General features: G+C 71.2%; 21 protein-coding genes. 2 read left to right on the forward strand and 19 right to left on the reverse strand.

Features of this window, described 5'->3' with window-relative positions; genetic code table 11:
- The first annotated feature begins 12 nt into the window (after nucleotides 1-12).
- A complete protein-coding gene (locus SAM23877_RS10120) occupies nucleotides 13-1137 on the forward strand; it encodes a mechanosensitive ion channel family protein (protein ID WP_053129304.1) in 1125 nt (374 codons plus the stop codon).
- A 28-nt stretch (nucleotides 1138-1165) separates the two neighbouring features.
- Here SAM23877_RS10120 and SAM23877_RS10125 read toward each other — a convergent pair whose 3' ends face one another.
- From SAM23877_RS10125 to SAM23877_RS10155, 7 genes are all read right to left on the reverse strand, one after another.
- Complete coding sequence (locus SAM23877_RS10125) at nucleotides 1166-2752, reverse strand: Na+/H+ antiporter (RefSeq protein ID WP_053129316.1); 1587 nt, start codon at nucleotides 2750-2752, stop codon at nucleotides 1166-1168.
- 87 nt (nucleotides 2753-2839) lie between these two features.
- The gene (locus SAM23877_RS10130; RefSeq protein ID WP_053129319.1) at nucleotides 2840-3328 is read right to left on the reverse strand and encodes a GNAT family N-acetyltransferase; all 489 of its coding nucleotides are present in this window, start codon (nucleotides 3326-3328) and stop codon (nucleotides 2840-2842) included.
- Nucleotides 3325-4269 carry an RluA family pseudouridine synthase gene (locus SAM23877_RS10135; RefSeq protein ID WP_053129322.1) on the reverse strand — a complete coding sequence of 315 codons (945 nt, stop codon included), beginning with the start codon at nucleotides 4267-4269 and terminating at the stop codon, nucleotides 3325-3327. The genes SAM23877_RS10130 and SAM23877_RS10135 overlap by 4 nt, the downstream gene beginning before the upstream one ends.
- 69 nt (nucleotides 4270-4338) lie before the next feature.
- On the reverse strand, nucleotides 4339-4887 hold the full coding sequence (locus tag SAM23877_RS38955; RefSeq protein WP_053129325.1) for a PIN domain-containing protein: 549 nt from the start codon (nucleotides 4885-4887) through the stop codon (nucleotides 4339-4341).
- The gene (locus SAM23877_RS10145; RefSeq protein ID WP_053129327.1) at nucleotides 4884-5981 is read right to left on the reverse strand and encodes a helix-turn-helix domain-containing protein; all 1098 of its coding nucleotides are present in this window, start codon (nucleotides 5979-5981) and stop codon (nucleotides 4884-4886) included. The genes SAM23877_RS38955 and SAM23877_RS10145 overlap by 4 nt, the downstream gene beginning before the upstream one ends.
- Before the next feature lie 55 nt (nucleotides 5982-6036).
- Nucleotides 6037-6630, reverse strand: coding sequence for a signal peptidase II (gene lspA, locus SAM23877_RS10150; RefSeq protein WP_053129329.1), 594 nt, complete (start codon nucleotides 6628-6630; stop codon nucleotides 6037-6039).
- Between the two features lie 69 nt (nucleotides 6631-6699).
- On the reverse strand, nucleotides 6700-7533 hold the full coding sequence (locus SAM23877_RS10155; protein WP_053129332.1) for a TraR/DksA family transcriptional regulator: 834 nt from the start codon (nucleotides 7531-7533) through the stop codon (nucleotides 6700-6702).
- A 588-nt stretch (nucleotides 7534-8121) separates the two neighbouring features.
- On the opposite strand from SAM23877_RS10155, the gene ileS reads away from it, so the two are divergent.
- Nucleotides 8122-11301, forward strand: a complete 3180-nt coding sequence (gene ileS / locus SAM23877_RS10160; RefSeq protein ID WP_053129335.1) for an isoleucine--tRNA ligase — start codon at nucleotides 8122-8124, stop codon at nucleotides 11299-11301.
- A 317-nt stretch (nucleotides 11302-11618) separates the two neighbouring features.
- On the opposite strand, the gene divIVA is transcribed toward ileS, so the two are convergent.
- From divIVA to SAM23877_RS10220, 12 genes are all read right to left on the reverse strand, one after another.
- Nucleotides 11619-12794, reverse strand: coding sequence for an apical growth/hyphal branching protein DivIVA (gene divIVA, locus SAM23877_RS10165; protein WP_053129338.1), 1176 nt, complete (start codon nucleotides 12792-12794; stop codon nucleotides 11619-11621).
- A gap of 55 nt (nucleotides 12795-12849) precedes the next feature.
- Nucleotides 12850-13134 carry a YggT family protein gene (locus tag SAM23877_RS10170; RefSeq protein WP_007448661.1) on the reverse strand — a complete coding sequence of 95 codons (285 nt, stop codon included), beginning with the start codon at nucleotides 13132-13134 and terminating at the stop codon, nucleotides 12850-12852.
- 82 nt (nucleotides 13135-13216) lie between these two features.
- Complete coding sequence (locus tag SAM23877_RS10175) at nucleotides 13217-13858, reverse strand: cell division protein SepF (protein WP_053129341.1); 642 nt, start codon at nucleotides 13856-13858, stop codon at nucleotides 13217-13219.
- A gap of 129 nt (nucleotides 13859-13987) precedes the next feature.
- The gene (locus tag SAM23877_RS10180; RefSeq protein ID WP_053129345.1) at nucleotides 13988-14707 is read right to left on the reverse strand and encodes a YggS family pyridoxal phosphate-dependent enzyme; all 720 of its coding nucleotides are present in this window, start codon (nucleotides 14705-14707) and stop codon (nucleotides 13988-13990) included.
- Between the two features lie 6 nt (nucleotides 14708-14713).
- Nucleotides 14714-15442 carry a peptidoglycan editing factor PgeF gene (gene pgeF / locus SAM23877_RS10185; RefSeq protein ID WP_053129347.1) on the reverse strand — a complete coding sequence of 243 codons (729 nt, stop codon included), beginning with the start codon at nucleotides 15440-15442 and terminating at the stop codon, nucleotides 14714-14716.
- Entirely contained in the window at nucleotides 15439-16644 is a 1206-nt protein-coding gene (ftsZ, locus tag SAM23877_RS10190; protein ID WP_053129350.1) for a cell division protein FtsZ, read from the reverse strand. The genes pgeF and ftsZ overlap by 4 nt, the downstream gene beginning before the upstream one ends.
- Before the next feature lie 286 nt (nucleotides 16645-16930).
- On the reverse strand, nucleotides 16931-17725 hold the full coding sequence (gene ftsQ / locus SAM23877_RS10195; protein WP_053129363.1) for a cell division protein FtsQ: 795 nt from the start codon (nucleotides 17723-17725) through the stop codon (nucleotides 16931-16933).
- A gap of 23 nt (nucleotides 17726-17748) precedes the next feature.
- Nucleotides 17749-18843, reverse strand: coding sequence for an undecaprenyldiphospho-muramoylpentapeptide beta-N-acetylglucosaminyltransferase (gene murG, locus SAM23877_RS10200; protein ID WP_053129366.1), 1095 nt, complete (start codon nucleotides 18841-18843; stop codon nucleotides 17749-17751).
- 6 nt (nucleotides 18844-18849) lie between these two features.
- Nucleotides 18850-20220, reverse strand: a complete 1371-nt coding sequence (gene ftsW, locus SAM23877_RS10205; RefSeq protein WP_053129378.1) for a putative lipid II flippase FtsW — start codon at nucleotides 20218-20220, stop codon at nucleotides 18850-18852.
- Nucleotides 20221-20297: 77 nt separating this feature from the next.
- Nucleotides 20298-21719 (reverse strand): UDP-N-acetylmuramoyl-L-alanine--D-glutamate ligase, encoded by a 1422-nt coding sequence (gene murD, locus SAM23877_RS10210; RefSeq protein WP_079030674.1) that lies wholly within the window; start codon nucleotides 21717-21719, stop codon nucleotides 20298-20300.
- 11 nt (nucleotides 21720-21730) lie between these two features.
- Nucleotides 21731-22822: a phospho-N-acetylmuramoyl-pentapeptide-transferase gene (mraY, locus tag SAM23877_RS10215; protein ID WP_053129383.1), complete on the reverse strand. Its 1092-nt coding sequence runs from the start codon at nucleotides 22820-22822 to the stop codon at nucleotides 21731-21733.
- Nucleotides 22822-24252, reverse strand: coding sequence for a UDP-N-acetylmuramoyl-tripeptide--D-alanyl-D-alanine ligase (locus SAM23877_RS10220; protein WP_053129386.1), 1431 nt, complete (start codon nucleotides 24250-24252; stop codon nucleotides 22822-22824). Before SAM23877_RS10220 ends, mraY begins: the two co-directional genes overlap by 1 nt.
- Nucleotides 24253-24277: the final 25 nt, after the last annotated feature.

Consider the following 24277-nt stretch of genomic DNA (forward strand, 5'->3'; position numbering starts at 1 on the left):
ACGTTCGAGGGCATGGAGACCGTACTCCGCCCACTGGTCGTGGTCGGCGGTTCCGTCCTGCTGACGCTGGTCATCGGATGGGCCACCGACCTGTTGCTGCGCAAGGCCGACGGACGGCACCCCGAGACCCCGCTGTGGGGGCTGCTGCGCCGCGCCCGCATCCCGTACCAGGTCATGCTCTGCGCGGCCCTGCTGAGAGGCTCGTACGTCGAGGCGCAGGTGTTCCCGGACCACCGGTCGGCCGTCGGCCGGCTGCTGACCCTGCTCCTGATCGGCTCCGTGGCCTGGCTGGTGGTCCGGATCGCCGCGGCCGTCGTCGAGACCTCGTACTCCCGCTACGCCCACACGCACGCCGAGCGCGCCCCGGCCCGGGTGCGGCGGGTGCGCACCCAGGTGTCGCTGATCATGCGGGTGGTCTCGGCGGTGGTCGGCGTGGTCGCCGTGTCGTCGATGCTGCTGACGTTCCCCGCGATGCGGGCGGCGGGCGCCTCGCTGCTGGCCTCCGCCGGTGTCCTCGGCATCGTGGCCGGCATCGCCGCGCAGTCCACGCTGAGCAACATGTTCGCCGGGTTCCAGATCGCCTTCGGCGACATGGTGCGCATGGGCGACACGGTCGTGGTGGACGGCGAGTGGGGCACCGTCGAGGAGATCACCCTCACCTTCCTGACCGTGCGCACCTGGGACGAGCGCCGGATCACCATGCCGGTGTCGTACTTCACGTCCAAGCCGTTCGAGAACTGGTCGCGCGGCACCCCGCAGATGACCGGGACCGTCTTCTGGCACCTCGACCACACGGCGCCGCTGGAGGCGATGCGGGAGCGGCTGCGCGACCTCCTGCGCGAGTGCCCGGCCTGGGACGGCCGCGACTACAACCTGACCGTCACGGACACCACCGCGAACACCATGCAGGTGCGGGCCCTGGTGACGGCGAAGGACGCGGACGACATCTGGACGGTACGGGTCACGGTCCGGGAGGGGATGATCCGCTGGCTCGCCGATGAGCACCCGTACGCCCTGCCCCGGGTCAACACCGCGGACGCGGCGCTGCGCCCCTCCCGCGACGGTGTCCACCGCCCCCGGCGCTCCCCCGACGGGAGCGCGCGGCGTTTCCCGGAACAGCCGACGAAGAGCCTGTGACCGCCCGCCGCCGCGCGGGCGGCCCGGCTCACCGCAGGCTGCGCACGTCCAGGTGGCGCAGGACCCGGTCGACGATCTCCGGGTCCGCGCCGGCCTCGCTGCGTGCCGCCAGCACCTCGTGGCGGGCGGCGCTCAGCATCTCGCCCTGGATGCGGCGGACGCGCTTGATCCGCCTGGCCCGCTGCTCCTGCGCCTCCCGCCGCTCCTCGTCGCCGAGGTCCGGGCTGATGCGCATGCCGATGTCGTAGGCGCGGCGCAGCATCTGCTCGGACAGCTCGTCCGGCAGCTCCTCGACCGACTCGATCTCCTTCAGCCGCTGCTTCGCCGCCCTGGCCGCGCGCACGGCCAGCTCCTTCTCGTAGGCCTTCTCGCGTTCGGTGTCCGCCCGTACGCCGAGCCTGCCCACCAGCCAGGGCAGCGTGAGGCCCTGGAGCAGCAGCGTGACCATGATCACTCCGAAGGCGATGAACACGATCTCGTCCCGCTGGGGGAAGGCCGCCCCGTCGTCCGTCGTCAGCGGGATCGCCAGCGCCAGCGCGACGGAGGCGACGCCCCGCATCCCCGCCCACCACATGACGACGGTCTCGCGCCAGCTCGTCGGGATGTCCTCGTCGTGGTCCCGCCGGGCGTGCAGCCGCTGGGTCAGCCAGGTCGCCGGCAGCAGCCACAGCAGCCGGACCACGATGACCACGGCGCTGATCGCCCCCGCCCAGCCGAGCAGCTCCGTCCACCGGCCGGAGGCCGTGCGGATGGCGTTGTGCAGCTCCAGGCCGATCAGCCCGAAGGCGACACCGGTCACGAGCGTGTCGACGACGTCCCAGACGGTGTGCCCGGCGAGCCGGCTCATCACGTCGTCGGCGTCGGAGGCGTACTCGGCGAGGAACATCGCGGTCGTGAGCACCGCGAGCACCCCGGAACCGTGCAGTTCGTCGGCCAGGACGTAACTGACGAACGGCACGAGCAGGGTCAGCCCGATCTGCAGCGTCGGGTCGCCCAGCGCGGTCAGGAGCTTGTTGGAGCCCCAGCCCAGCGCCAGCCCCACGGCGACCGCGACGACCGCGGAGAGCACCAGGTCGAACCCCGCCTCCCAGGGCGAGAAGGTGCCGCTGACCGCCGCGGCGATGGCTACGTGGTACAGCACGATGGCCGTGACGTCGTTGAAGAGCCCTTCGCCCTCCAGGATGGAGACCAGGCGGCGCGGCAGCCCCAGCTGCCCGGCGACGGCGGTGGCCGCGACCGGGTCGGGCGGTGCCACCAGCGCGCCCAGCGCGAAGGCCGCGGCGATCGGCAGCCCCGGCACGATCGCGTGGGCCACCGTGGCCACGCAGGCCGTGGTGACGAAGACCAGCGCGACCGCCAGCAGGAAGATCGGACGCTTGTTGGCCGCGAACTGACGCCAGGACGTGCGCCGTACCGCCGCGTACAGCAGGGGTGGCAGCAGTACGGGCAGGATGAGTTCGGGCGGGATGTCGACGTTGGGCACGAAGTCCAGCAGGGCCAGGACGATGCCGAGGAGGGTCATCAGCACCGGCGCCGGCAGCCGCAGCCGGTCCCCGAGCGGAACGCTCACCAGGGCCCCGAGCAGCAGGACGAACAACAGGGCCAACTGGTCCACGCTCAGCGCTCCGGTGGGGTCTCGGCGTCACACGGCGGACCGCAAGCCTGCCACGTCAGCGGCCCCACCGGCCCGTTCGGCCCGCGCCTACAGGGCGCGCCGCATCGCGCGGTGGGGTATCCCCGCGTCGGGGAACTCCGGTCCGTACGCCTTGTACCCCAGCCGCTCGTAGAAACCCAGGGCGTGGGTCTGCGCGTGCAGGTCGACCGCGTCGAGCCCCCGCGCGCGGGCCGCCTCCTCGACGGCCCGCACCAGCGCGGCCCCGACGCCCAGTCCGCGGGCGTCCCGGGTCACGGCGAGCCGCCCGAGGGAGCCGACGGCCGGATCGCCGTCGCCGTTCTTCGCCGCGGCGGCCGCCCCGTGCAGCAGCCGGCCGGTGCCCAGCGGCACGCCGTCCTCCCGGACCGCCAGGACGTGCACGGCGTCGGCGTCGTAGGCGTCGTACTCGATGTCCTCGGGGACCTTCTGCTCGGCGACGAAGACGTCCTTGCGCACCGCGAAGCACGCCTGCCGGTCACCGGGGCCGTCGGCGACCCGCACCTCGTACGACGGCGTCCCGGAGGGCGCGGCGCTCATCCGTAGGTCTCCTCGCGGACCAGGTCCAGGGCCTGCTGGAGGTCGTCGGGGTAGTCGCTGGCGTACTCGGCCCACTGTCCGTCGCCGGGGTGCTCGAAGCCGAGCCGCACGGCGTGCAGCCACTGCCGGGTGAGGCGCAGCCGCTTGGCGAGCGTCGGGTCGGCGCCGTAGGTGAGGTCGCCGACGCAGGGGTGCCGGTGGGCGGCCATGTGGACCCGGATCTGGTGGGTGCGGCCGGTCTCCAGCTTCACGTCGAGCAGGGAGGCCGCGCGGAAGGCCTCGATGAGGTCGTAGTGCGTGACGGAGGCCTTGCCCTCGGCGGTGACGGCCCACTTGTAGTCGTGCTGGGGGTGGCGGCCGATGGGGGCGTCGATGGTGCCGCTGGTCGGGTCGGGGTGGCCCTGCACGAGCGTGTGGTAGCGCTTGTCGACCGTGCGCTCCTTGAACTGGCGCTTGAGCGAGGTGTAGGCGCGCTCCGACTTGGCCACCACCATCAGACCGGACGTGCCCACGTCCAGGCGGTGCACGATCCCCTGCCGCTCGGCGGCGCCGGAGGTGGAGATGCGGTACCCGGCGGCGGCCAGTCCGCCGATGACCGTGGGGCCGGTCCAGCCGGGCGAGGGGTGGGCCGCGACGCCGACCGGCTTGACGATCACGACGACGTCCTCGTCGTCGTGCACGATCTCCATGCCCTCGACGGGCTCGGCGACCACCCGCACCGGCGCGGGCGCCTGCGGCATCTCGACCTCGAGCCAGGCGCCGCCGTGGACGCGTTCGGACTTGCCGACCACCGATCCGTCGACCTGCACCTTGCCCGCCGCGGCGAGCTCCGCGGCCTTGGTACGGGAGAAGCCGAACATGCGGGAGATGGCGGCGTCGACGCGCTCACCCTCCAGGCCGTCGGGCACGGGCAGGGTACGGATCTCGGGAATCGTGCTCACCCGTCGAGTATGCCGGACGGGTGAGGTGGCCGGTCACGCACACCGGTACGCGGTCACGTGAGTGATCCTCTAGAGGAGCCCCTGGGCCTCCGCCCAGGCGGCGAACCCCCCGGTGCCGAACGGGATGCGGTAGCGGCTTTCCAGCAGGTCGTCCGCCAGCGCCGAGACGAGCGGGACGGTCAGCAGCCCGGCGCGGATGGCTTCGCACAGGAGGCCGAGGGTCCGGCGCACCACGACAGGACGGCCGCGTATCGCTTCCGTGGCGACACGGTCGTCGATCACCGCGATCGCCCCGGGGGTGGTCTCGGCGAGCGCGAGCACACCGCATTCGCCGGCGTTGCGGCCGTCCGGGCCGACCAGCCGCTTGGCGTAATGGGAGAACGCCGATAACTGGGCCTCGGTGTCCAGCGGCACCACCTCGATCCACGGCGTCTCATCGAGTACCGACCGCAGGTGGGGGTGGTGCGGAATCCCTTGGCGGACCTCCTCGCGCACGATGTCCGGTATGCACACGCGGTGCTCCTTGAGCACCGTCTTCAGGACGCCGAGCCACTGGGCCTTGGCGAAGTGGCTGAGCGGACCGGTGTCCAGCACGTAGGCCGGCGGCTCGTCGGTCACGACGTGACGGTCCAGATCTCGGAGCCCGGCACGGGCGGCAGCTCGGGCAGCGAGGCGCTGTCGAAGGTGCCGAGCAGGAGCCCCAGCGCCCTTCCCTCGGTCACGGCCTCTCTTCGGTACAGCGCCAGGACGGCCTGCTCGTACGCCCTGGGCAGGGAGGCCGGGGCCAGCTCGTCGCTGACCACGAGGTCCTTCTCCACGATGTCGGCCCGCCGGGTCTGCACCTGCCGGATGTCCTCGGCCCTGGAGTGTTCGACCAGGCGGAGCTCCTTGAGGCGACGTGCCAAGGTCGCCATGTCCACCCGGTAGTGGCTGGCGGCGCGGACCGCGGCGTCCCGCCAGCTCTCGTCGGGTGCGTTCGTCCAGCGCGCCCAACGGGTGCGCAGATCGCTCTCCGGCAACAGCAGGGCACGGGCGAACCGGTCGAGCCGGGCCTCGAGACCGTCGGCCTCCGACGAGGCGATCCGCCAGTCCAGGGCGTACTCGTCGGCGATGAGGTAGTGGCCCAGTTCGTGCGCGGCGGCAAGGCGGCGTCGGCCCACCATCCGGCTGCCGTTGACGAGCGTCACGCCGCCCCGCTCCAGGAGCACGGTGCCGGCGTCCGCGCCCTCCCCGAGGTCGAGGGAGAAGATCAGGAGACCGAGGGCCGCGGCCAGACCCGCGATGTTGTGGGCCGGGTCGGCGGGCCCCAGCCCGAGCAGGCGGCGCGCGGTGTCCGCCATCTCCTCGGCCTCGGCGGCGGTGGTGGGATGCGGCAGCGGCTCGGGCTGCCCGGAGATCAGCCCGGGGATGCAGGAGACGACGAACTCGGTTTCGCGGACCAGTTCGTCGAGCCGCAGGTCGATGGCCTGCGTGGCGACATCGGGGTGCGCCCTGCGGTAGGAGACGAGAGCGGGCGGAGCGTCGTCGACGAACCACTCCACCCGCCGCTTGAGTTCCCGCGCGATGGCCACCAGCTCCAGCGCGGACAGGCGGCGTTTCTCGGTCTCGATCTTGGCGAGCGCACTGCGTTCCAGGCCGACGGCCACCGCCAGCTGTTCCTGGGTGACCCCCTGCTCAGCCCGCGCTTCTGCGACCCGCCGCCCGATACCCATGTGTGCGAATTTAGCACAACGGAGATCGGCACGGCGGGAACATCCGGGCGGCGGCTCAGTCCTTGTGGACGGTCCCGTCCGGGTCCAGTCCGCGGAAGGAGAGGATCACGATCAGGATGCCGCCGCAGACGATCGCCGAGTCGGCGAGGTTGAACACGGCGAAGTGCTTGGGCGCGATGAAGTCCACGACCGCGCCCTCGAAGACGCCCGGTGCCCGGAAGATCCGGTCGGTGAGGTTGCCGAGGGCACCGCCGAGCAGCATGCCGAGCGCGATGGCCCACGGCAGGCTGTAGAGCTTGCGCGCCAGGCGGGCGATCACGACGATCACGGCCGCCGCGATCACCGTGAAGATCACGGTGAAGGCCTCGCCGAAACCGAAGGCCGCGCCCGCGTTGCGGATCGCCACGAACCGCAGCCAGTCCCCGACGATCTCGATGGGCTCCTGGTGCTCCAGCTTGGCGACCACGATCATCTTGCTGGTCAGGTCGAGTGCGTACGCCAACGCGGCGACCGCGAAGAGCACGGCGATCCGCCGCCTGCCGCGGGGACGCTCCGGGGACCGCTCCTGCTCGGCGTCGGCCCGCTCCTGGCCGTCCCCCGCCGCGTCCGGGATGTCCGGCGTACCGATGATGCGCTCCGCCTCTGCCACGTGAGTCCCTCAGCCCTAGGTACCTGACTGAGGACGAGGGTACGGCACGCCTTCCGTCCCGGCGGCCGATCAGTACCGGCGCTCCTGCTTCTGCTTGCACTCGACGCACAGGGTGGCCCTCGGGAACGCCTGCATGCGCGCCTTGCCGATGGGGTTGCCGCAGTTCTCGCACAGGCCGTAGGTGCCCGTGTCCAGGCGCTCCAGGGCGCGCTCGGTCTGGGTGAGCACCTCCCGCGCGGTGGCCGCCAGCGCCAGCTCGTGCTCGCGCGTGATGTTCTTGCTGCCGGTGTCCGCCTCGTCGTCGCCCGCGCCGTCCCCGGAGTCGCGCATCATGCCCTGCAGGGACCGCTCCGAGGAGTCGATCTCGGTGCGCAGCCGCTCGGCCTCGGACTGCAGCCCTCCGCGCGCCTCCTCGACCTCTTCGGGGGTCCAGGGTTCCTCGCCGGGCCGTACCGCGAGGTCGCCGGGGTCCGCAGCGGCGCCGCGGGCCTTGGGGACGGCGGTCTTGGCCGCCGTGGCCGTGCCAGGGGTCTTCTTCGCAACCACCGTCGTGGCTCCCGTCTGCTCCGCGGTCTGCGCCGCGCCCACTTCCTTGGCCGTGCTCTTCTTCGCCGTGCTCTTCTTCGCCGTGCTCTTCTTCGCCGGGGCCTGCTCGGCCCCGGCCCGTTTCACCGCCGCCTTCCGGGCCGCGGTCCTCTTGGCCGGCGCCTGCCCGGCGGTGCCGCTCTGCTCCGCGGTACCGCTCCGCGCCGCGGTGCCGCTCCGCGCGCCACCCGTGGCCGCGGCGTCCTTCTTCGCGGCCCCCTTCCCGGCGGCCGCCTTCCCGGCCGCGGTCCTCTTGGCGGCGGACTTCTTCGCAGCAGCCGCCTCCGACTGCTGTACGGCGGTCTTCTTCGCCACCATGGCCGCGGCCCCTTCACATATTGTGATCTTGCTCGCGAATCGTGCTGGGACGATAAATCGACTCGAGTCCCGCGGCAACGGGGCACGCCGCCCGATTCGCCCGCCCAGCGCCGCGCCGCGCACCGAGCATGCATGCGTTGTGCCCAGCTCCCCGCCCGGTAATCCGCCGGATCCGGGCCCGGCCGGGCGGCCCCGCGGCCGGAGACCGAGCGGCGGCATTCGGGTCACCGCGAGCCCCTCGGAGCGCACGCGGGCCCGTGCCGCCCGGCGCCGAAAACCGGTCGGCCGCTGTCCGCGCGGCGCCGTACACTGGGCGGAGCGAAAAGCGTGGATGGGGACGAGTAGCGGCGTACGCAGCCCAGAGCGACCCGGGGACGGTGTGAGCCCGGGGGCGAGCGCGACGTGAAGATCACCCCGGAGCCGCCGGAAGAAAGCCCAGCACCGCCAGGGCGAGTAGACCCGGCCTCGCGCCCCAACGAGGGGGCTCACCGGCGCACAGGACGCACCGGGAGCCAAGGAGGGTGGTACCGCGGGAGCGCAGCTCTCGTCCCTCCGACGGAAGGCAGCACGTCCGCCGGAGGAAGCTCGTTGAATACGCAGCCGCAGTACCGCCAGGTGCCCGCCCAGGTCGACCTGCCCGCGCTCGAACACGCGGTGCTCGACTTCTGGCGTGAGCAGAAGATCTTCGCCAAGAGCCTGGAGCAGTCCGAGGGCCGCCCCGAGTGGGTGTTCTACGAGGGCCCGCCCACCGCCAACGGCATGCCGGGCGCCCACCACATCGAGGCGCGCGTCTTCAAGGACGTCTTCCCCCGCTTCCGCACCATGCGCGGCTACCACGTGGGCCGCAAGGCCGGCTGGGACTGCCACGGCCTGCCGGTGGAGCTGGCGGTGGAGAAGGAGCTCGGCTTCTCGGGCAAGCAGGACATCGAGGCGTACGGCATCGCCGAGTTCAACGCCAAGTGCCGCGAGTCGGTGACCCGCCACACCGACGCCTTCGAAGCGCTCACGACGCGCATGGGCTACTGGGCCGACCTCCAGGACCCGTACCGCACGATGGACCCGGAGTACATCGAGTCCGTCTGGTGGTCCCTGAAGGAGATCTTCGGCAAGGGCCTGCTGGTCCAGGACCACCGCGTCGCCCCCTGGTGCCCCCGCTGCGGCACCGGCCTGTCCGACCACGAGCTGGCGCAGGGCTACGAGACGGTCGTCGACCCGTCCGTCTACGTGCGCTTCCCGCTGACCTCCGGCCCGCTGGCCGGCGAGGCCGCGCTGCTGATCTGGACGACCACGCCCTGGACCCTGGTGTCCAACACGGCGGTCGCCGCGCACCCCGACGTCACCTACGTCGTCGCGACGAACGGCGAGGAGAAGCTCGTCGTCGCCGAGCCTCTGGTGGCGAAGGCCCTCGGCGAGGGCTGGGAGGCCACCGGCGAGTCCTTCACGGGTGCGGACATGGAGCGCTGGACGTACCAGCGCCCGTTCGAGCTGGTGGAGTTCCCGAGCGTCGGCGAGGGGACCGACGGACACGGCCCCGCGCCGGCCCACTTCGTCGTCAACGCCGACTACGTCACCACCGAGGACGGCACGGGCCTCGTCCACCAGTCCCCCGCCTTCGGTGAGGACGACCTCAGGGTCTGCCGGTCCTACGGCCTGCCCGTCGTGAACCCGGTCCGCCCGGACGGCACCTTCGAGGAGGACGTCCCGCTGGTCGGCGGCGTCTTCTTCAAGAAGGCCGACGAGAAGCTCACCGAGGACCTGGACGCCCGGGGGCTGCTCTTCCGGCACATCCCCTACGAGCACAGCTACCCGCACTGCTGGCGCTGCCACACCGCGCTGCTGTACTACGCGCAGCCGTCCTGGTACATCCGCACCACCGCGATCAAGGACCGTCTCCTCCAGGAGAACGAGGGGACCAACTGGTTCCCGGACTCGGTCAAGCACGGCCGGTACGGCGACTGGCTGAACAACAACATCGACTGGGCGCTCTCCCGCAACCGCTACTGGGGCACCCCGCTGCCCATCTGGCGCTGCGAGGACGACCACCTCACGGTCGCCGGCTCCCGCGCGGAACTCACCGAGCTGTCCGGCACCGACCAGTCGGCCCTGGACCCGCACCGCCCGTACATCGACGACGTCACCTTCGCCTGCCCCCAGGAGGGATGCGGCAAGACCGCCACGCGCGTGCCGGAGGTCATCGACGCCTGGTACGACTCGGGTTCGATGCCGTTCGCGCAGTGGGGCTACCCGCACAAGAACAAGGAGCTGTTCGAGAGCCGGTACCCGGCGCAGTTCATCTGCGAGGCCATCGACCAGACCCGCGGCTGGTTCTACACGCTGATGGCGGTCGGCACGCTGGTCTTCGACAAGTCGTCGTACGAGAACGTCGTCTGCCTCGGCCACATCCTCGCCGAGGACGGCCGCAAGATGTCCAAGCACCTGGGCAACACCCTGGACCCCATCCCGCTGATGGACCGGCACGGCGCGGACGCGGTCCGCTGGTTCATGGCGGCCGGCGGCTCCCCGTGGGCGGCCCGCCGGGTCGGTCACGGCACCATCCAGGAGGTCGTCCGCAAGACGCTCCTCACCTACTGGAACACGGTCGCCTTCCAGGCCCTGTACGCCCGCACCTCGGGCTGGGCGCCGAGCGGGGCCGACCCGGCCCCGGCCGACCGCCCGGTCCTGGACCGCTGGCTGCTCTCCGAGCTGCACGCGCTCACCGACCAGGTCACCCAGGCGCTGGACGCGTACGACACCCAGCGCGCCGGCAAGCTGCTGTCCGCCTTCGTCGACGACCTGTCCAACTGGTACGTCCGCCGCTCCCGCCGCCGCTTCTGGCAGGGCGACAAGGCGGCACTGCGCACGCTGCACGAGATCATCGAGACGGTCACGAAGCTCATGGCCCCGCTGACCCCGTTCATCACCGAGCGGGTCTGGCAGGACCTGGTCGTGCCGGTCACTCCGGGCGCTCCGGAGTCGGTGCACCTGTCCTCGTGGCCGGAGGCGGACCTGTCGGCGATCGACCCGGAGCTGTCCCGGCAGATGGTCCTGGTCCGCCGGCTGGTGGAGCTGGGCCGCGCCACGCGCGCGGAGTCGGGCGTCAAGACGCGTCAGCCGCTCAGCCGCGCGCTGATCGCGGTGGCGGGCTTCGACGCGCTCACCCCCGAGCTGCACTCGCAGATCACGGAGGAACTCAACGTCGAGTCGCTGGCGTCGCTCAGCGAGGTCGGCGGTTCGCTGGTCGACACGACCGCGAAGGCCAACTTCCGTGCGCTGGGCAAGCGCTTCGGCAAGCGCGTCCAGGACGTGGCGAAGGCCGTCGCGCACGCGGACGCCGCGGCGCTCTCCCTCGCCCTGCGCGAGGGCACGGCCTCGGTGGAGGTCGACGGCGAGACGATCGCCCTCGCCCCCGACGAGGTGATCATCACGGAGACGCCCCGCGAGGGCTGGTCGGTCGCCTCGGACTCCGGCGCGACCGTGGCGCTGGACCTGGAGATCACGGAGGAGCTCCGCCGCGCGGGCCTCGCCCGTGACGCGATCCGCCTGATCCAGGAGGCCCGCAAGAACAGCGGCCTCGACGTCGCCGACCGCATCTCCCTGCGCTGGACGGCCTCGGACCCGGCGACGGTGGCCGCCCTGTCCGGCCACTCGTCCCTGATCGCGGACGAGGTCCTGGCCACGGACTTCGCCGAGGGCGAGGCGGACGACACGTACGGGGAGCCGTTCACGGACGAGGGCCTGTCCCTGACGTTCCGCCTGCGCAAGCAGTAGCCGAAGGAAGGCAACGAGGGGCCCACATCCCGCCCGGGGGTGTGGGCCCCTCGCCGCAGCTGCGGGCAGCCGTCCCGCTCGGGCGGCACGGGGGGCACGGGGGACACGGGCCGGCACGGGCCGGCACGGGCGGGCGCTGGGGGGCGCCCCCTCTGGGGGGAGGCACCCCGCAACGCCGGGCCGCGACACCCACCCCCGGCCCACGCCCACCCCGCGCACGACAAAAGGGCGGGCCCCGGGTTCAGAAACCCGGGGCCCGCCCTGAACGCCGCCGAAGGCAACGCCGTACTACCTACCGGACGTCGGTCCGGAACACCTCAGTTGTCGTCCTCGTCGATCAGGAACCCGCGCATCGGCGAGGGTGCCTGCCCCATCGGCGACGGGCCCTGCGGACGCACCGGCGCCATCGGCTGGGTCATCGCCGGCGACATCTGCTGCTGACCGCCGTAGGACGGCCCGGACTGACCCGGCCCGCTGCCCATCGACTGGTTGCCGCCGTAGGACGGGGCGCTCGCGCCGGCCGGAGCCATCGAGGGCGCCGGGGACGGCGGCAGAGAGGCCGTGGCGGGCGTACGCGGCGGGGCCAGCGAGTCGTCCGCCTGGGTCTCCAGCTGACGCAGCTGCGACTCCAGGTACGACTTCAGCCGCGTCCGGTACTCGCGCTCGAAGCCGCGCAGGTCCTCGACCTTGCGCTCCAGCGTGGCGCGGGCGGACTCCAGGGAGCCCATCGCGACGCGGTGCTTCTCCTGCGCGTCCCGCTCCAGGGCGTCGGCCTTGGCACGCGCGTCCCGCTCCAGACCCTCGGCACGCGAACGGGCCTCGCCGACGATCTTGTTGGCCTCGGAACGGGCCTCCGCGATCGCCTGGTCGGCGGTCTGCTGGGCCAGCGACAGGACACGGGCGGCGCTGTCGCCGCCGGGGCCGCCCTGACCGGGCATGCCGGGACCGCCAGGACCCTGCGGACCGCCCATGGGGCCGCCCATCGGGCCGGGGCCCATCTGGCCCTGCATCGGACCGGGGCCGCCCTGGCCCATCGGTCCCGGACCCTGGCCCATCGGGCCGGGACCCTGCGGACCACCCTGACCACCGGGGCCGGCGGGCAGCTGCGGGGCACCGCTCGGCAGCTGGGGCGGGCCACCCATGGGGCCACCCATCTGCTGCTGCGGCGGGCCCGATATGCCGGCGGGCACCGGAGCGCCGGGACCTCGCATGCCCTGCTGCGGCATCCCCTGCTGCGGGTGCTGCTGCTGATGCTGCTGTTGCTGCTGATCCTGCGGCGGTTCCGGGGGCTTGCGCATGTTCTGCTGGTTCTGCGCAGCCGCGCGCGTCGCCGCGGCCAGCTTGGCGCGCAGGTCCTCGTTCTCGCGGAGCAGCCGGGTCAGTTCGGCTTCGACCTCGTCGAGGAAGGCATCGACCTCGTCCTCGTCATAGCCTTCTCGGAGGCGGACGGTCGTGAACTGCTTGTTCCGCACGTCCTCGGGGGTCAACGGCATCTCTTCACCTCAACGTTGTCGTCGGCATTCGGCAAGCCCGTATCTCTCTCATCGATCACAGCCGGCTCACGATCGAGATCAGGATGTAGACGATGATCATCAGTACGAAGAAGGACAGGTCGAGCGCCACGCCCCCGAGACGCAGCGGCGGAATGAACCGCCGCAGAAGCTTCAACGGTGGATCGGTGACAGTGTAGGTGGCCTCCAGAACGACCACCATCGCCTTGCCGGGTTGCCACGAGCGGGCGAACTGGAAGACGTAGTCCATGACCAACCGGAAGATGAGCACGATGAGGAAGCACATCAGCGCGATGTAGACGACATCCAGGACCACGCTCATGACCTGTGCTTCCCTCTCCCCTGAACCATCTCTCGGACCCGGTTCTCGGATCCGTGTTCTTGCTCTGTACCGGTGGTGCGTCTCAGCTCTGGTTGAAGAACCCGCCCTCTGCGATGCGGGCCTTGTCCTCCGCCGTGACATCGACGTTAGCAGGAGACAGCAGGAACACCTTCTGCGTCACCCGCTCGATACTGCCGTGAAGACCAAACACCAAACCGGCCGCAAAGTCGACAAGTCGCTTCGCATCTGTGTCATCCATCTCAGTGAGATTCATGATCACCGGTGTGCCCTCACGGAAGTGTTCCCCGATGGTACGGGCCTCGTTGTAGGTCCGGGGGTGAAGTGTGGTGATCCGGTAGGGCTCTCGTTCGGACACGACCTTGGGCATGATGACCGGTGCGCTCTTTTCCAGGCTTGCGCGTTCTTGTGTGATGGATGCCACGGGCGCGATCCGCGCCGGGCGGCTCGATTCCGCCGCGAGCGAAGTGGAGCGGGGCACCGGCTCGCGCTGCGCGGGCGGTTGTACGACTCGTACCTCTTCGTCCCTTTGGGGCTGATGTGAACCATGGGGCTGGTGCACCGGTTCGTGCCGCCGGTGATCCCGTTCGGGCTCCGGGTCCAGCTCGGGTTCGAAGTCGTCGTCGGGGTCGAACCCCCGGCCGTCGTACCCATCGTCCTCCACGAGGCCGAGGTAGACCGCCATCTTGCGCATCGCGCCGGCCATGCTCTGAGTCCTCCGCTCTGTGGTGGATCGGCTGACGACTGCCAAGTGCCTGCGATCCACGAGGTCGTTGCTTCCGCCTTTCGGCGGTAATGACCATATTTTCTGCTGTGGTCCGACTTCTTGGCGACGTTACCCGAGCCTGGGGCGGACTCCGAGTACCGCGGTGCCGACGCGTACATGTGTCGCTCCGGCGGCCACGGCCTGCTCGAGGTCCGCGCTCATTCCTGCGGAGACCATGTTCGCAGCCGGATGGGTCCGGCGCACGCAGGTCGACAAATCCATGAGGCGCTCGAACGCCGCCTGTTGGCGCCCCGCGTACTCGCCGGTGAGGGGAGCGACGGTCATCAGCCCGTCGAGCCGCAGCCCTTCCGCCCCGGCGACCAGGTCGGCCAACTCCTCGATCCCCCCGGGGCCGACGCCACCGCGCTCGCCGCGACCGCTCTCCCCCGCGTCGAGCGCGACCTGGAGGAGGCAGCCCACCTCGCGTCCGGTGCGTACGGCCTCCCTCGACAGGGCCGTGACCAGCTTGGGGCGGTCGACGGACTGCACGACGTCCGCGTAACCGGCCACGGAGCGCACCTTGTTGGTCTGCAACTGGCCGACGAAATGCCACGAAAGCGGCAGATCCGAGCATGCCGCGGCCTTGGGGGCCGCGTCCTGGTCGCGGTTCTCGGCGACATGGCGCACGCCGAGGCCGGAGAGGATCCGCACATCGTCCGCCGGGTAGGTCTTGGTGACCACGATCAGGGTCACCTCGTCGCGCCGGCGGCCCGCCGCCGCACAGGCGGCGGCGATGCGCTCTTCCACTTTCGCCAGGTTCGCGGCGAGTTCCTGCTTACGGTCCGTCATGCCCCATCAGTCCAGCCAGACATAGCTCGCGAGCCGCCCGGTGGTGCGGTCGCGTCGGTACGAGAAGTGGTCCTTCGACTCCCGGGTGCACACCGGCGACCGCTCCCGGTCGAGCACCCCGAGGCGCTCGAGCTGCGCGTGCACTCCGGCGGCCACGTCGACCGCGGGCGTACCCCAGCTGGTCTCGGCGTGCGCCGCCGGCTCGACGGCGGTCACCTCGGCGCGCATCTCCTCGGGCACCTCGTAGCACCGGCCGCACACGGCGGGTCCGGTGCGGGCGACGACGCGGGCGGGGTCGGCGCCGAGATCCGCCATGGCCCGTACGGCGGCGGGGACGACCCCCGCGACCAGGCCGGGCCGGCCCGCGTGGGCCGCGGCGGCGACACCGGCGACGGGGTCGGCCAGCAGGACGGGCACGCAGTCGGCGGTGAGGACGGCGAGGGCGAGACCGCGTTCGGCGGTGACGACCGCGTCGACCCGCGGGACCGGGCGGTCCCCCCAGGGTCCGTCGACCACAGCGACGTCGGCGCCGTGCACCTGGTTCATCCAGACCACCCGGGCCGGGTCGACGCCCAGCGACTTGGCCGCCAGCTCCCGGTTGGCCGTCACGGCGCCGGGGTCGTCGCCGACCGCGCCGCCGAGGTTGAGCTCCTCGTACGGAACGGCGCTCACTCCGCCCCACCGGTCGGTGAAGCCGAAGTGCGCGCCGTTCACGGTGTCGCGCTGTCCTATCACTTCAGGAAGTCCGGCACGTCCAGTTCCTCGGCCGCGCTGTCCGAGTAGGTCCGGGACGGCGGGACCGGCGGCGGGGCGACCGGCGGCAGGTCGCTCACCGGCTCCGGCGCCGGGGCCGGCTCCGGCTCCTCCTTCGGCTTGACGCTGCCGAGCGAACCGAAGGACGGGCGGCTCTCGGTCTGCCGCGCCGGGGCGGGCTCCTCGCGCTTGGCCGAGGTGGACCCGAGGACGTTGTCCCGCTGCTTGGACGGCGGCTGGCCCCCGTCGAAGCCGGCCGCGATCACGGTGACCCGGACCTCGTCGCCGAGGGCGTCGTCGATGACCGCGCCGAAGATGATGTTGGCCTCGGGGTGGGCGGCCTCGCTGACCAGCTGGGCGGCCTCGTTGATCTCGAACAGGCCGAGGTCCGAGCCGCCGGAGATGGAGAGCAGCACGCCCCGGGCGCCGTCGATGGACGCCTCCAGCAGCGGCGAGGAGATCGCCATCTCCGCCGCGGCCACCGCGCGGTCGTCGCCGCGGGCCGAGCCGATTCCCATGAGGGCGGAACCGGCCTCGGACATGACCGACTTCACGTCGGCGAAGTCCAGGTTGATCAGGCCCGGGGTGGTGATGAGGTCGGTGATGCCCTGCACACCGGACAGCAGCACCTGGTCGGCGGACTTGAACGCGTCCAGCACGCTGACCTGGCGGTCCGAGATGGACAGCAGCCGGTCGTTGGGGATGACGATGAGGGTGTCGACCTCTTCGCGGAGTTCCGCGATTCCGTCCTCGGCCTGGTTGGCCCGGCGCCGTCCCTCGAAGGTGAACGGGCGGGTGACCACGCCGATGGTGAGGGCGCCCAGCGAGCGGGCGATGTTGGCCACGACGGGCGCGCCGCCGGTGCCGGTGCCGCCGCCTTCGCCGGCTGTCACGAAGACCATGTCGGCCCCCTTGAGGACCTCCTCGATCTCCTCGCGGTGGTCCTCGGCGGCCTTGCGGCCGACGGCCGGGTTGGCTCCGGCGCCGAGTCCGCGGGTGAGTTCACGGCCGACGTCGAGCTTGACGTCGGCGTCGCTCATCAACAGAGCTTGCGCGTCGGTGTTGATGGCGATGAACTCGACGCCCTTGAGACCGACCTCGATCATCCGGTTGATGGCATTGACACCACCGCCGCCGACACCGATGACTTTGATGACTGCGAGGTAGTTCTGCGGTGCTGCCACGTCGAAGGCCTCTCGCCTCGAGTTACGTGTCGTCGGATCGCCGAAGCACTGCTGCCCCGCGACCGACGACTGATGCCGATTGGGACGGTCCGTAGCGCCGACCCGAACCCTAACGCTGAAGTTCAGGGTTACCAGTGTGTCTGTTCCTTGGAGTCTTCTGAACAGGACACTAAGTCGACAAGTGGCGCACGTTCAACGAACACGCCGAACCTCCCGTTTTTCTTTTCACCCTATGTGATCAGCCGTAGCGCTGCCCAACCAGGGTGCTGGCCTGCGTGTATACCCGTCAACTCCCTGATGACGCGGGGGCGGTGGGAACACTCACGTCGAAGTGCCGCGCCCCGGGCGTCGCTTTCATCAGCGCGGCGAGCGCACCGGCCTTGCGCGCCCCCTGTTCCCCGCTCCCCCAGGCGACGGTCCGGCCGCCGCTCAGTTCGACCGAGATGTCGTCGTAGGAACGAACCTTGACGACCCGTGCGTCCCGGGCGACCGCGCCCGGCAGGCGGCCGGCCACCCGCACCGCCTCCACCACCAGGCGGCCCTCGTCGAAGCGGCGCAGACTGGCCGCGGCGGAGCCCGACCGGGCGGGCTTCAATTCCAGCCCGGGCACGCCTTTCGGGGCCCGGGAGACCGTGGCGAACCGGACACCTTCCTCGTCCACTTCCACGAACTTCCGGCCCTTTTCGACAATCAGGACCGGAGTACGCTCCCTCACTTTCAGCCCGATCCCGTGCGGCCAGGAGCGCTCGACCTCGACCTCGTCGATGCGCGGCAGTTCACGGCGCAACCGGGCCTCGATCGCCTCGGTGTCGACGGAGACCAGCGGGTCCCCGACGGGCACCTCGGCGGCCTCGCGCACCTGCGCGGACGTCAGCACACGGGTTCCGGTGACCGACACGCTCCGTACGCGCGTCCAGTTCGAACCGTAGAGCAGCCAGACCGTCCCGCCCGCGAGGAGCACGAGCGCGACGGCCAGAATGATGATCGTACGAAGACGGGGCGGGCCGAACCGCCGCGCACCGGGCGGGCCGGACGACTCCTGCTGGCGTTCCCCGCGCTCGGCGGTGGTCGGTCCGGCCACGCTCCCCTGCCTTCCGTCAGTCTCTAGCGGTGCGCGCGGGCGGCGATCGCCTCGTACACCATGCCGACGAGGAGGTCGTCGGCGTCCCGGCGGCCGAACTCCGCCGCGGCGCGGGACATCTCGTACAGCCGGTGCGGGTCGGCCAGCACGGGCAGGACGTTGTGCTGAAGCCACTCGGGCGTCAGTTCCGCGTCGTCGACCAGCAGTCCACCGCCGGCCTTGACCACCGGCTGGGCGTTCAGCCGCTGTTCACCGTTGCCGATGGGCAGCGGAACGTAGGCGGCCGGAAGTCCGACGGCGGAGAGTTCGGCGACGGTCATCGCGCCCGCGCGGCAGAGCATCATGTCGGCCGCGGCGTACGCGAGGTCCATCCGGTCCAGGTAACTTACCGGGATGTACGGGGGCATTCCCGGCATCTGGTGGACCTGCGGCAGTTCGTTCTTGGGGCCGACCGCGTGCAGGATCTGGATCCCGGCCTGCTGGAGCCAGGGTGCGACCTGCTGGACGACCTCGTTGAGACGGCGGGCGCCCTGCGAGCCACCGGTGACCAGCAGCGTGGGCAGGTTGGGGTCGAGCCCGAACGCCGCGCGGGCCTCGGGACGGGCGGCGGCCCGGTCCAGGGTGGCGATGGAGCGGCGCAACGGGATCCCGATGTAGCGGGCGTTGCGCAGCTTGCTGTCCGGGGTGGAGACCGCGACCTGCGCCGCGTAGCGCGAGCCGATCTTGTTGGCCAGGCCCGGGCGGGCGTTGGCCTCGTGGACGACGATCGGCACGCCGAGCCGTTTGGCCGCGAGGTAGCCGGGCAGGGCGACGTAGCCGCCGAAGCCGACCACGGCGTCCGCCTTGGTGCGCTCCAGGATCTGCTCGGTCGCCTTGATGGTGCCGCGCAGCCGGCCCGGGACGGTGATCAGCTCGGGGGTGGGCTTGCGTGGCAGCGGTACGGCCGGGATCAGCGCCAGTTCGTACCCGCGCTCGGGTACGAGGCGGGTCTCGAGGCCGCGTTCCGTGCCCAGGGCCGTGATCCCCACGGTCGGATCCTGCCTGCGCAGGGCGTCCGCGAGGGCGAGCGCGGGCTCGATGTGGCCCGCGGTTCCTCCGCCGGCGAGTACGACATGCACCGAAATTCACCGCTCTCCGGACGAGCGCGCCGCCGAGGCACGCCGTCGCATCGTGTTCCAACTCCGTGGGCTCCGCTTGGACCCGGTGCCCCCGGCTCCCCGCTTTCTACCAAAGCGAGGTTGCCGCAGCGCGAGCGCCGCCCGCGCACCGGGCTCGTCACGCGCGAAGGCGATCAGCAGACCGATGGCGAACATGGTCGGCAGCAGGGCGGAACCCCCGTAGGAGAACAGCGGGAGCGGGACACCGGCGATCGGCAGCAGCCCGAGGACCGCACCGATGTTGATCACGGCCTGGGCCGTGATCCAGGTGGTCACGCCTCCCGCGGCATACCTCACGAAGGGGTCCTCCGTGCGTCCGGCCACGCGGATACCCGCATAGCCTAGAGCCGCGAAGAGGGCGAGCACCGACAGCGTTCCCGCCAGACCCAGTTCCTCACCGGTGACGGCGAAGATGAAGTCCGTGTGGGCCTCCGGGAGTTGGCCCCATTTCTCCACGCTGGCACCCAGTCCGGAACCGAACAGTCCGCCCGAGGCGAGGGCGTAGATGCCGTGCACGGCCTGCCAGCAGGCGTCGCCCGGCCCGGGGTCGGTGGCACCGAGGCAGTTCAGCCGGGCCATGCGGTTGGGGCTGGTCTTGATGAGGATGAAACCCAGCAGCACGGCGATCGACAGCACGCCCGCGAACAGCCGGGTGGGCGCGCCCGCCAGCCACAACAGGCCGAACAGGATGGCGGTCAGGATGATCGCCGTGCCCATGTCGCCACCGATCATGATCAGCCCGAGCAGCATGAAGGCGGCCGGCACCAGCGGCACCAGCATGTGCTTCCACTGCGTCAGCAACCTCCTGTCCTGCTTGCGGGCCAGGAGGTCCGCGCCCCACAGGACCAGTGCCAGCTTCCCGAACTCACTGGGCTGGATCTGGAAGGAGCCGCCCAGCGAGATCCAGTTCTGGTTGCCGTTGACCGCCACTCCTATCCCCGGCACCTGCACCAGGATCATCAGGAAGACGGCGCCGGCGAGGATCGGGTAGGCGAGCGCACGGTGCAGCTTCACCGGCATCCGCATGGCGGCCACCAGCAGCCCGGCGCCGATCAGGGCGGCCAGGAACTGCTTGCGGAAGAAGTACGACCCCGGCAGCGACAGCTGGAGCGCGGTGATCTGGGAGGCCGAGTAGACCATCACCAGGCCGAGCACGGTGATCAGCGCGCTGCCGCCGGAGATCAGGTAGTACGCGGTCAGCGGCCGGTCCCAGGCGCGGCGCAGGCGGTGGTAGAGGCGGAGCACGGGGTTCTCGTGCACCGGCCCGGGCGCGGCGGGTCGTTTGACGGCCCGCTGCACGGGCGGACGCCCGGTACGGCTCTGGGGGCTACCGGGCATCGTGGCCTCCGCTGTACGTCGGCATGGACCGTCCCACGCGTCCCTCCCGAGGTCTCCCGGCGCAGGAGGCGGCCGGGTCAGGCGCCGAGTTCGCGAACGGCCTCCGCGAACGCGTCACCACGCTTGTTGTAGTTGGTGAACATGTCCATGGAGGCACAGGCCGGGGCCAGCAGCACCGTGTCGCCGGGCCGGGCGAGTCGCTGGGCCTCCTGGACGGCCTGGAGCATCGCCCCAGTGTCGGTCCGGTCGAGGTCGACCACGGGTACCTGGGGGGCGTGTCGCGCCAGGGCTTCGCGGATCAGGGCGCGGTCCGCGCCGATGAGCACGGCTCCGCGCAGGCGCTTCGCCGCCCCCGCGACCAGTTCGTCGAAGGTCGCGCCCTTGGCCAGCCCGCCGGCGATCCAGACGATCGACTCGTACGCCGCCAAGGAGGCCTCGGTGGCGTGGGTGTTGGTCGCCTTGGAGTCGTCCACGTACGCCACCCCGTCGACGTCGGCGACGTGCGCGATGCGGTGGGCGTCCGGTGTGAAGGCGCGCAGCCCGTCGCGCACGGCGGCGGCGGAGACGCCGAAGGCCCGGGCGAGACCCGCCGCGGCGAGGGCGTTGGCGATGTTGTGCGGGGCCGGCGGGTTCACGTCGGAGATCTCGGCGAGCTCCTGGGCGTTCTTCTGCCGGTCCTCGACGAAGGCCCGGTCGACCAGGATGCCCTCCACGACGCCGAGTTGGCCGGGTGCCGGAGTGCCGAGGGTGAAGCCGACGGCGCGGCAGCCCTCCTCGACGTCGGCCTCGCGGACCAGGTTCTCGGTCGCCTTGTCGGCCACGTTGTACACGCAGGCGACGCGATTGCCCTCGTAGATACGGCCCTTGTCGGCGGCGTAGGCCTCCATGGAGCCGTGCCAGTCGAGGTGGTCGGGGGCGAGGTTGAGCACCGCCGCCGAGTGGGCGCGCAGGGACGACGCCCAGTGGAGCTGGTAGCTGGACAGCTCCACCGCGAGGACGTCGTACTCCTCGTCGCCGGTGACCGCGTCCAGCAGCGAGACGCCGATGTTGCCGACGGCGGCGGTGCGCAGGCCCGCGGCCCCGAGGATCGACGCGAGCATCTGGACGGTGGTGGTCTTGCCGTTGGTGCCGGTGACCGCCAGCCAGGGCGCCGCCGGCCTGCCGTCCAGGCCGCGCAGGCGCCAGGCCAGTTCGACGTCGCCCCAGACGGGGACGCCGGCCTCGCGGGCCGCCGTGAACAGCGGCTTGTCCGGCTTCCAGCCCGGCGCGGTGACGATCAGCTCGGTGCCCTCGGGCAGGCCCGCGGCGGAGCCTGCGCCCAGGCGCACGGTGACGCCGAGCTTCTCCAGGTCCGCCGCCTGCACCCGCGCGCGCTCGTCGTCGCCGTCGTTGACGACCGTGACGTGGGCGCCGAGGCCGTGCAGCACCCTGGCCGCCGGGACGCCGGAGACGCCCAGGCCGGCGACGGTGACGTGCTTGCCCCGGAATTCGGAAGGCACCGAGGAGGAGGTCACTTGTCCGCTGCCCATCCCGCGTAGAAGAGGCCCAGTCCGACGATCACGCAGATGCCCTGGATGATCCAGAAGCGGACCACCACAAGGACCTCGGACCAGCCCTTGAGTTCGAAGTGGTGCTGGAGTGGCGCCATCCGGAAGACGCGTTTGCCGGTGAGGCGGAAGGAGCCGACCTGGATGACCACCGACATGGTGATCAGGACGAACAGGCCGCCGAGGATGGCCATCAGCAGCTCGGTGCGCGAGCAGATCGCCAGGCCCGCCAGCACACCGCCGAGGGCGAGCGAACCGGTGTCACCCATGAAGATCTTGGCCGGTGAGGTGTTCCACCAGAGGAAGCCGAGGCAGGCGCCCATCAGCGCGGAGGAGACCACCGCGAGGTCGAGGGGGTCCCTCACCTCGTAGCAGGCGCCCGGGTTGGTCAGGGTCAGCGCGTTGGCGCAGGACTCCTGGAACTGCCAGACGCCGATGAAGGTGTAGGCACCGAAGACCAGGACGGAGGCGCCGGTGGCCAGACCGTCCAGGCCGTCGGTCAGGTTCACGCCGTTCGACATCGCGAGGATCATGAACAGCGCCCAGATGACGAACAGCACCGGGCCGATGGACCAGCCGAAGTCGGTGATGAACGACAGCTTCGTGGAGGCCGGGGTGTTGCCGCGGTTGTCGGCGAACTGGAGCGAGAGCACCGCGAATCCGATGCCGACGATCAGCTGGCCGGCCATCTTCGCCTTGGCCCGGAGCCCCAGCGAACGCCTCTTGACGATCTTGATGTAGTCGTCGAGGAAGCCGACCAGGCCCATGCCCACCATCAGGCCGAGCACCAGCAGGCCCGAGAAGGTCGGCGCCGCGTCCGCCTCGGGATCCAGATAGCTGGTGATCACCTTGGCCAGGAAGTAGGCGGCGACCGTGGCGAAGATGAAGGCGATACCGCCCATCGTCGGCGTACCGCGCTTGCTGGCGTGCTCGCGCGGGCCGTCGTCGCGGATGTACTGGCCGTAGCCCTTGCGGGCCAGCAGCTTGATCAGCAGCGGGGTGCCGACCAGCGTCAGGAAGAGGCCAATGACTCCCGCGAACAGGATCTGCTTCATCATCGGGCGGCGACCTCACCCTCGGCGCCGGTCTCCAGCAGCGCCGTGGCGACGCGCTCCAGACCCACCGAACGGGACGCCTTCACGAGTACGACGTCTCCCGGGCGCAACTCGCTGCGCAACAGGTCGACCGCCGCCTGTGCGTCGGACACGTGCACCGACTCCTCACCCCACGAACCCTCGTTATATGCGCCCAGTTGCAGCCATTGGGCTTCCCTGCCCCCGACCGCGACGAGCTTGCTGACGTTGAGCCGGACGGCGAGCCGTCCGACCGCGTCGTGCTCGGCGAGCGCCTCGTCCCCGAGCTCGGCCATCTTGCCGAGCACCGCCCACGTACGGCCCCCCTTCGCCTGTGCGGCTTTGCCCATGGCGACCAGCGCACGCAGCGCGGCCTTCATCGACTCGGGGTTCGCGTTGTAGGCGTCGTTGACGACCGTCACGCCGTCCGGGCGCTCGGTGACCTCCATCCGCCAGCGGGAGAGGGAGCCCGCCTCGGAGAGCGCGGTGGCGATCTCGTCTGCGGACATGCCCAACTCGTGGGCGACGGCGGCCGCGGCGAGCGCGTTCGACACGTGGTGCTCACCGTACAGGCGCATGGTCACATCGCTTGCACCGGAGGGTGTGTGAAGCCTGAACGAGGGCTGTCCGCTGTCCGTGAGTCGCACGTTCTCACCGCGAACGTCCGCTTCGTCGGACTCTCCGAAAAGGATCACCTTCGCCTTCGTTCGGGAGGCCATGGCCCGTACGAGCGGGTCGTCCGCGTTGAGGATCGCGGCACCGCCCTCCTCGGCCGGCGGCAGCGCCTCGACGAGTTCGCCCTTGGCCTGGGCGATCTGCTCCCGGCCGCCGAACTCGCCGATGTGCGCGGAGCCGACGTTGAGGACGAGGCCGACCTTCGGCGGGGTGAGTTCGGTGAGGTAGCGGATGTGGCCGATGCCGCGGGCGCCCATCTCCAGGACGAGGAACCTCGTCTCGTCGGTGGCGGTGAGCGCGGTGAGCGGCAGCCCGACCTCGTTGTTCATGGAGCCCGGCGTGAACACCGTGGGCGCCTTGCGGCGCAGCACCTGGGCGATGAGGTCCTTGGTGCTGGTCTTGCCGGCGGACCCGGTGAGGGCCACGAGGGTGGTGCCGAGGCGCCGTACGACATGCCGGGCGAGGGCCCCGAGGGCGGTCTGTACGTCGTCCACGACGATCGCGGGCACGCCGACGGGCCGGGAGCCGAGCACGGCCACCGCGCCCGCCTCGACGACCGACGGCGCGTAGTCGTGGCCGTCCACCCGCTCGCCGACGAAGGCGACGAACAGGCTGCCGGGCCCCGCTTCCCGCGAGTCCCGGACGACCGGCCCGGTGACCTGCACGGACGCGTCCGGTATGTCATGCATCCGCCCGCCGACGACTTCTGCGATCTCGGCGAGAGAGAGGGCGATCACAAGTTCATCCCCTGGATCATCTGGA

This window comes from Streptomyces ambofaciens ATCC 23877, from assembly GCF_001267885.1.
GTDB lineage: Bacteria > Actinomycetota > Actinomycetes > Streptomycetales > Streptomycetaceae > Streptomyces > Streptomyces ambofaciens.

Bases quoted from the DNA above. Each gene is read 5' to 3' on its own strand.
- SAM23877_RS10120 (WP_053129304.1), top strand. From the start codon at position 13: ATGGAGACCGTACTCCGCCCACTGGTCGTGGTCGGCGGTTCCGTCCTG.
- SAM23877_RS10130 (WP_053129319.1), bottom strand. From the start codon at position 3,328: ATGAGCGCCGCGCCCTCCGGGACGCCGTCGTACGAGGTGCGGGTCGCC.
- SAM23877_RS10145 (WP_053129327.1), bottom strand. From the start codon at position 5,981: ATGGGTATCGGGCGGCGGGTCGCAGAAGCGCGGGCTGAGCAGGGGGTC.
- SAM23877_RS10155 (WP_053129332.1), bottom strand. From the start codon at position 7,533: ATGGTGGCGAAGAAGACCGCCGTACAGCAGTCGGAGGCGGCTGCTGCG.
- divIVA (WP_053129338.1), bottom strand. From the start codon at position 12,794: ATGCCGTTGACCCCCGAGGACGTGCGGAACAAGCAGTTCACGACCGTC.
- SAM23877_RS10170 (WP_007448661.1), bottom strand. From the start codon at position 13,134: ATGAGCGTGGTCCTGGATGTCGTCTACATCGCGCTGATGTGCTTCCTC.
- SAM23877_RS10175 (WP_053129341.1), bottom strand. From the start codon at position 13,858: ATGGCCGGCGCGATGCGCAAGATGGCGGTCTACCTCGGCCTCGTGGAG.
- SAM23877_RS10180 (WP_053129345.1), bottom strand. From the start codon at position 14,707: ATGACGGACCGTAAGCAGGAACTCGCCGCGAACCTGGCGAAAGTGGAA.
- ftsW (WP_053129378.1), bottom strand. From the start codon at position 20,220: ATGCCCGGTAGCCCCCAGAGCCGTACCGGGCGTCCGCCCGTGCAGCGG.
- mraY (WP_053129383.1), bottom strand. From the start codon at position 22,822: ATGAAGCAGATCCTGTTCGCGGGAGTCATTGGCCTCTTCCTGACGCTG.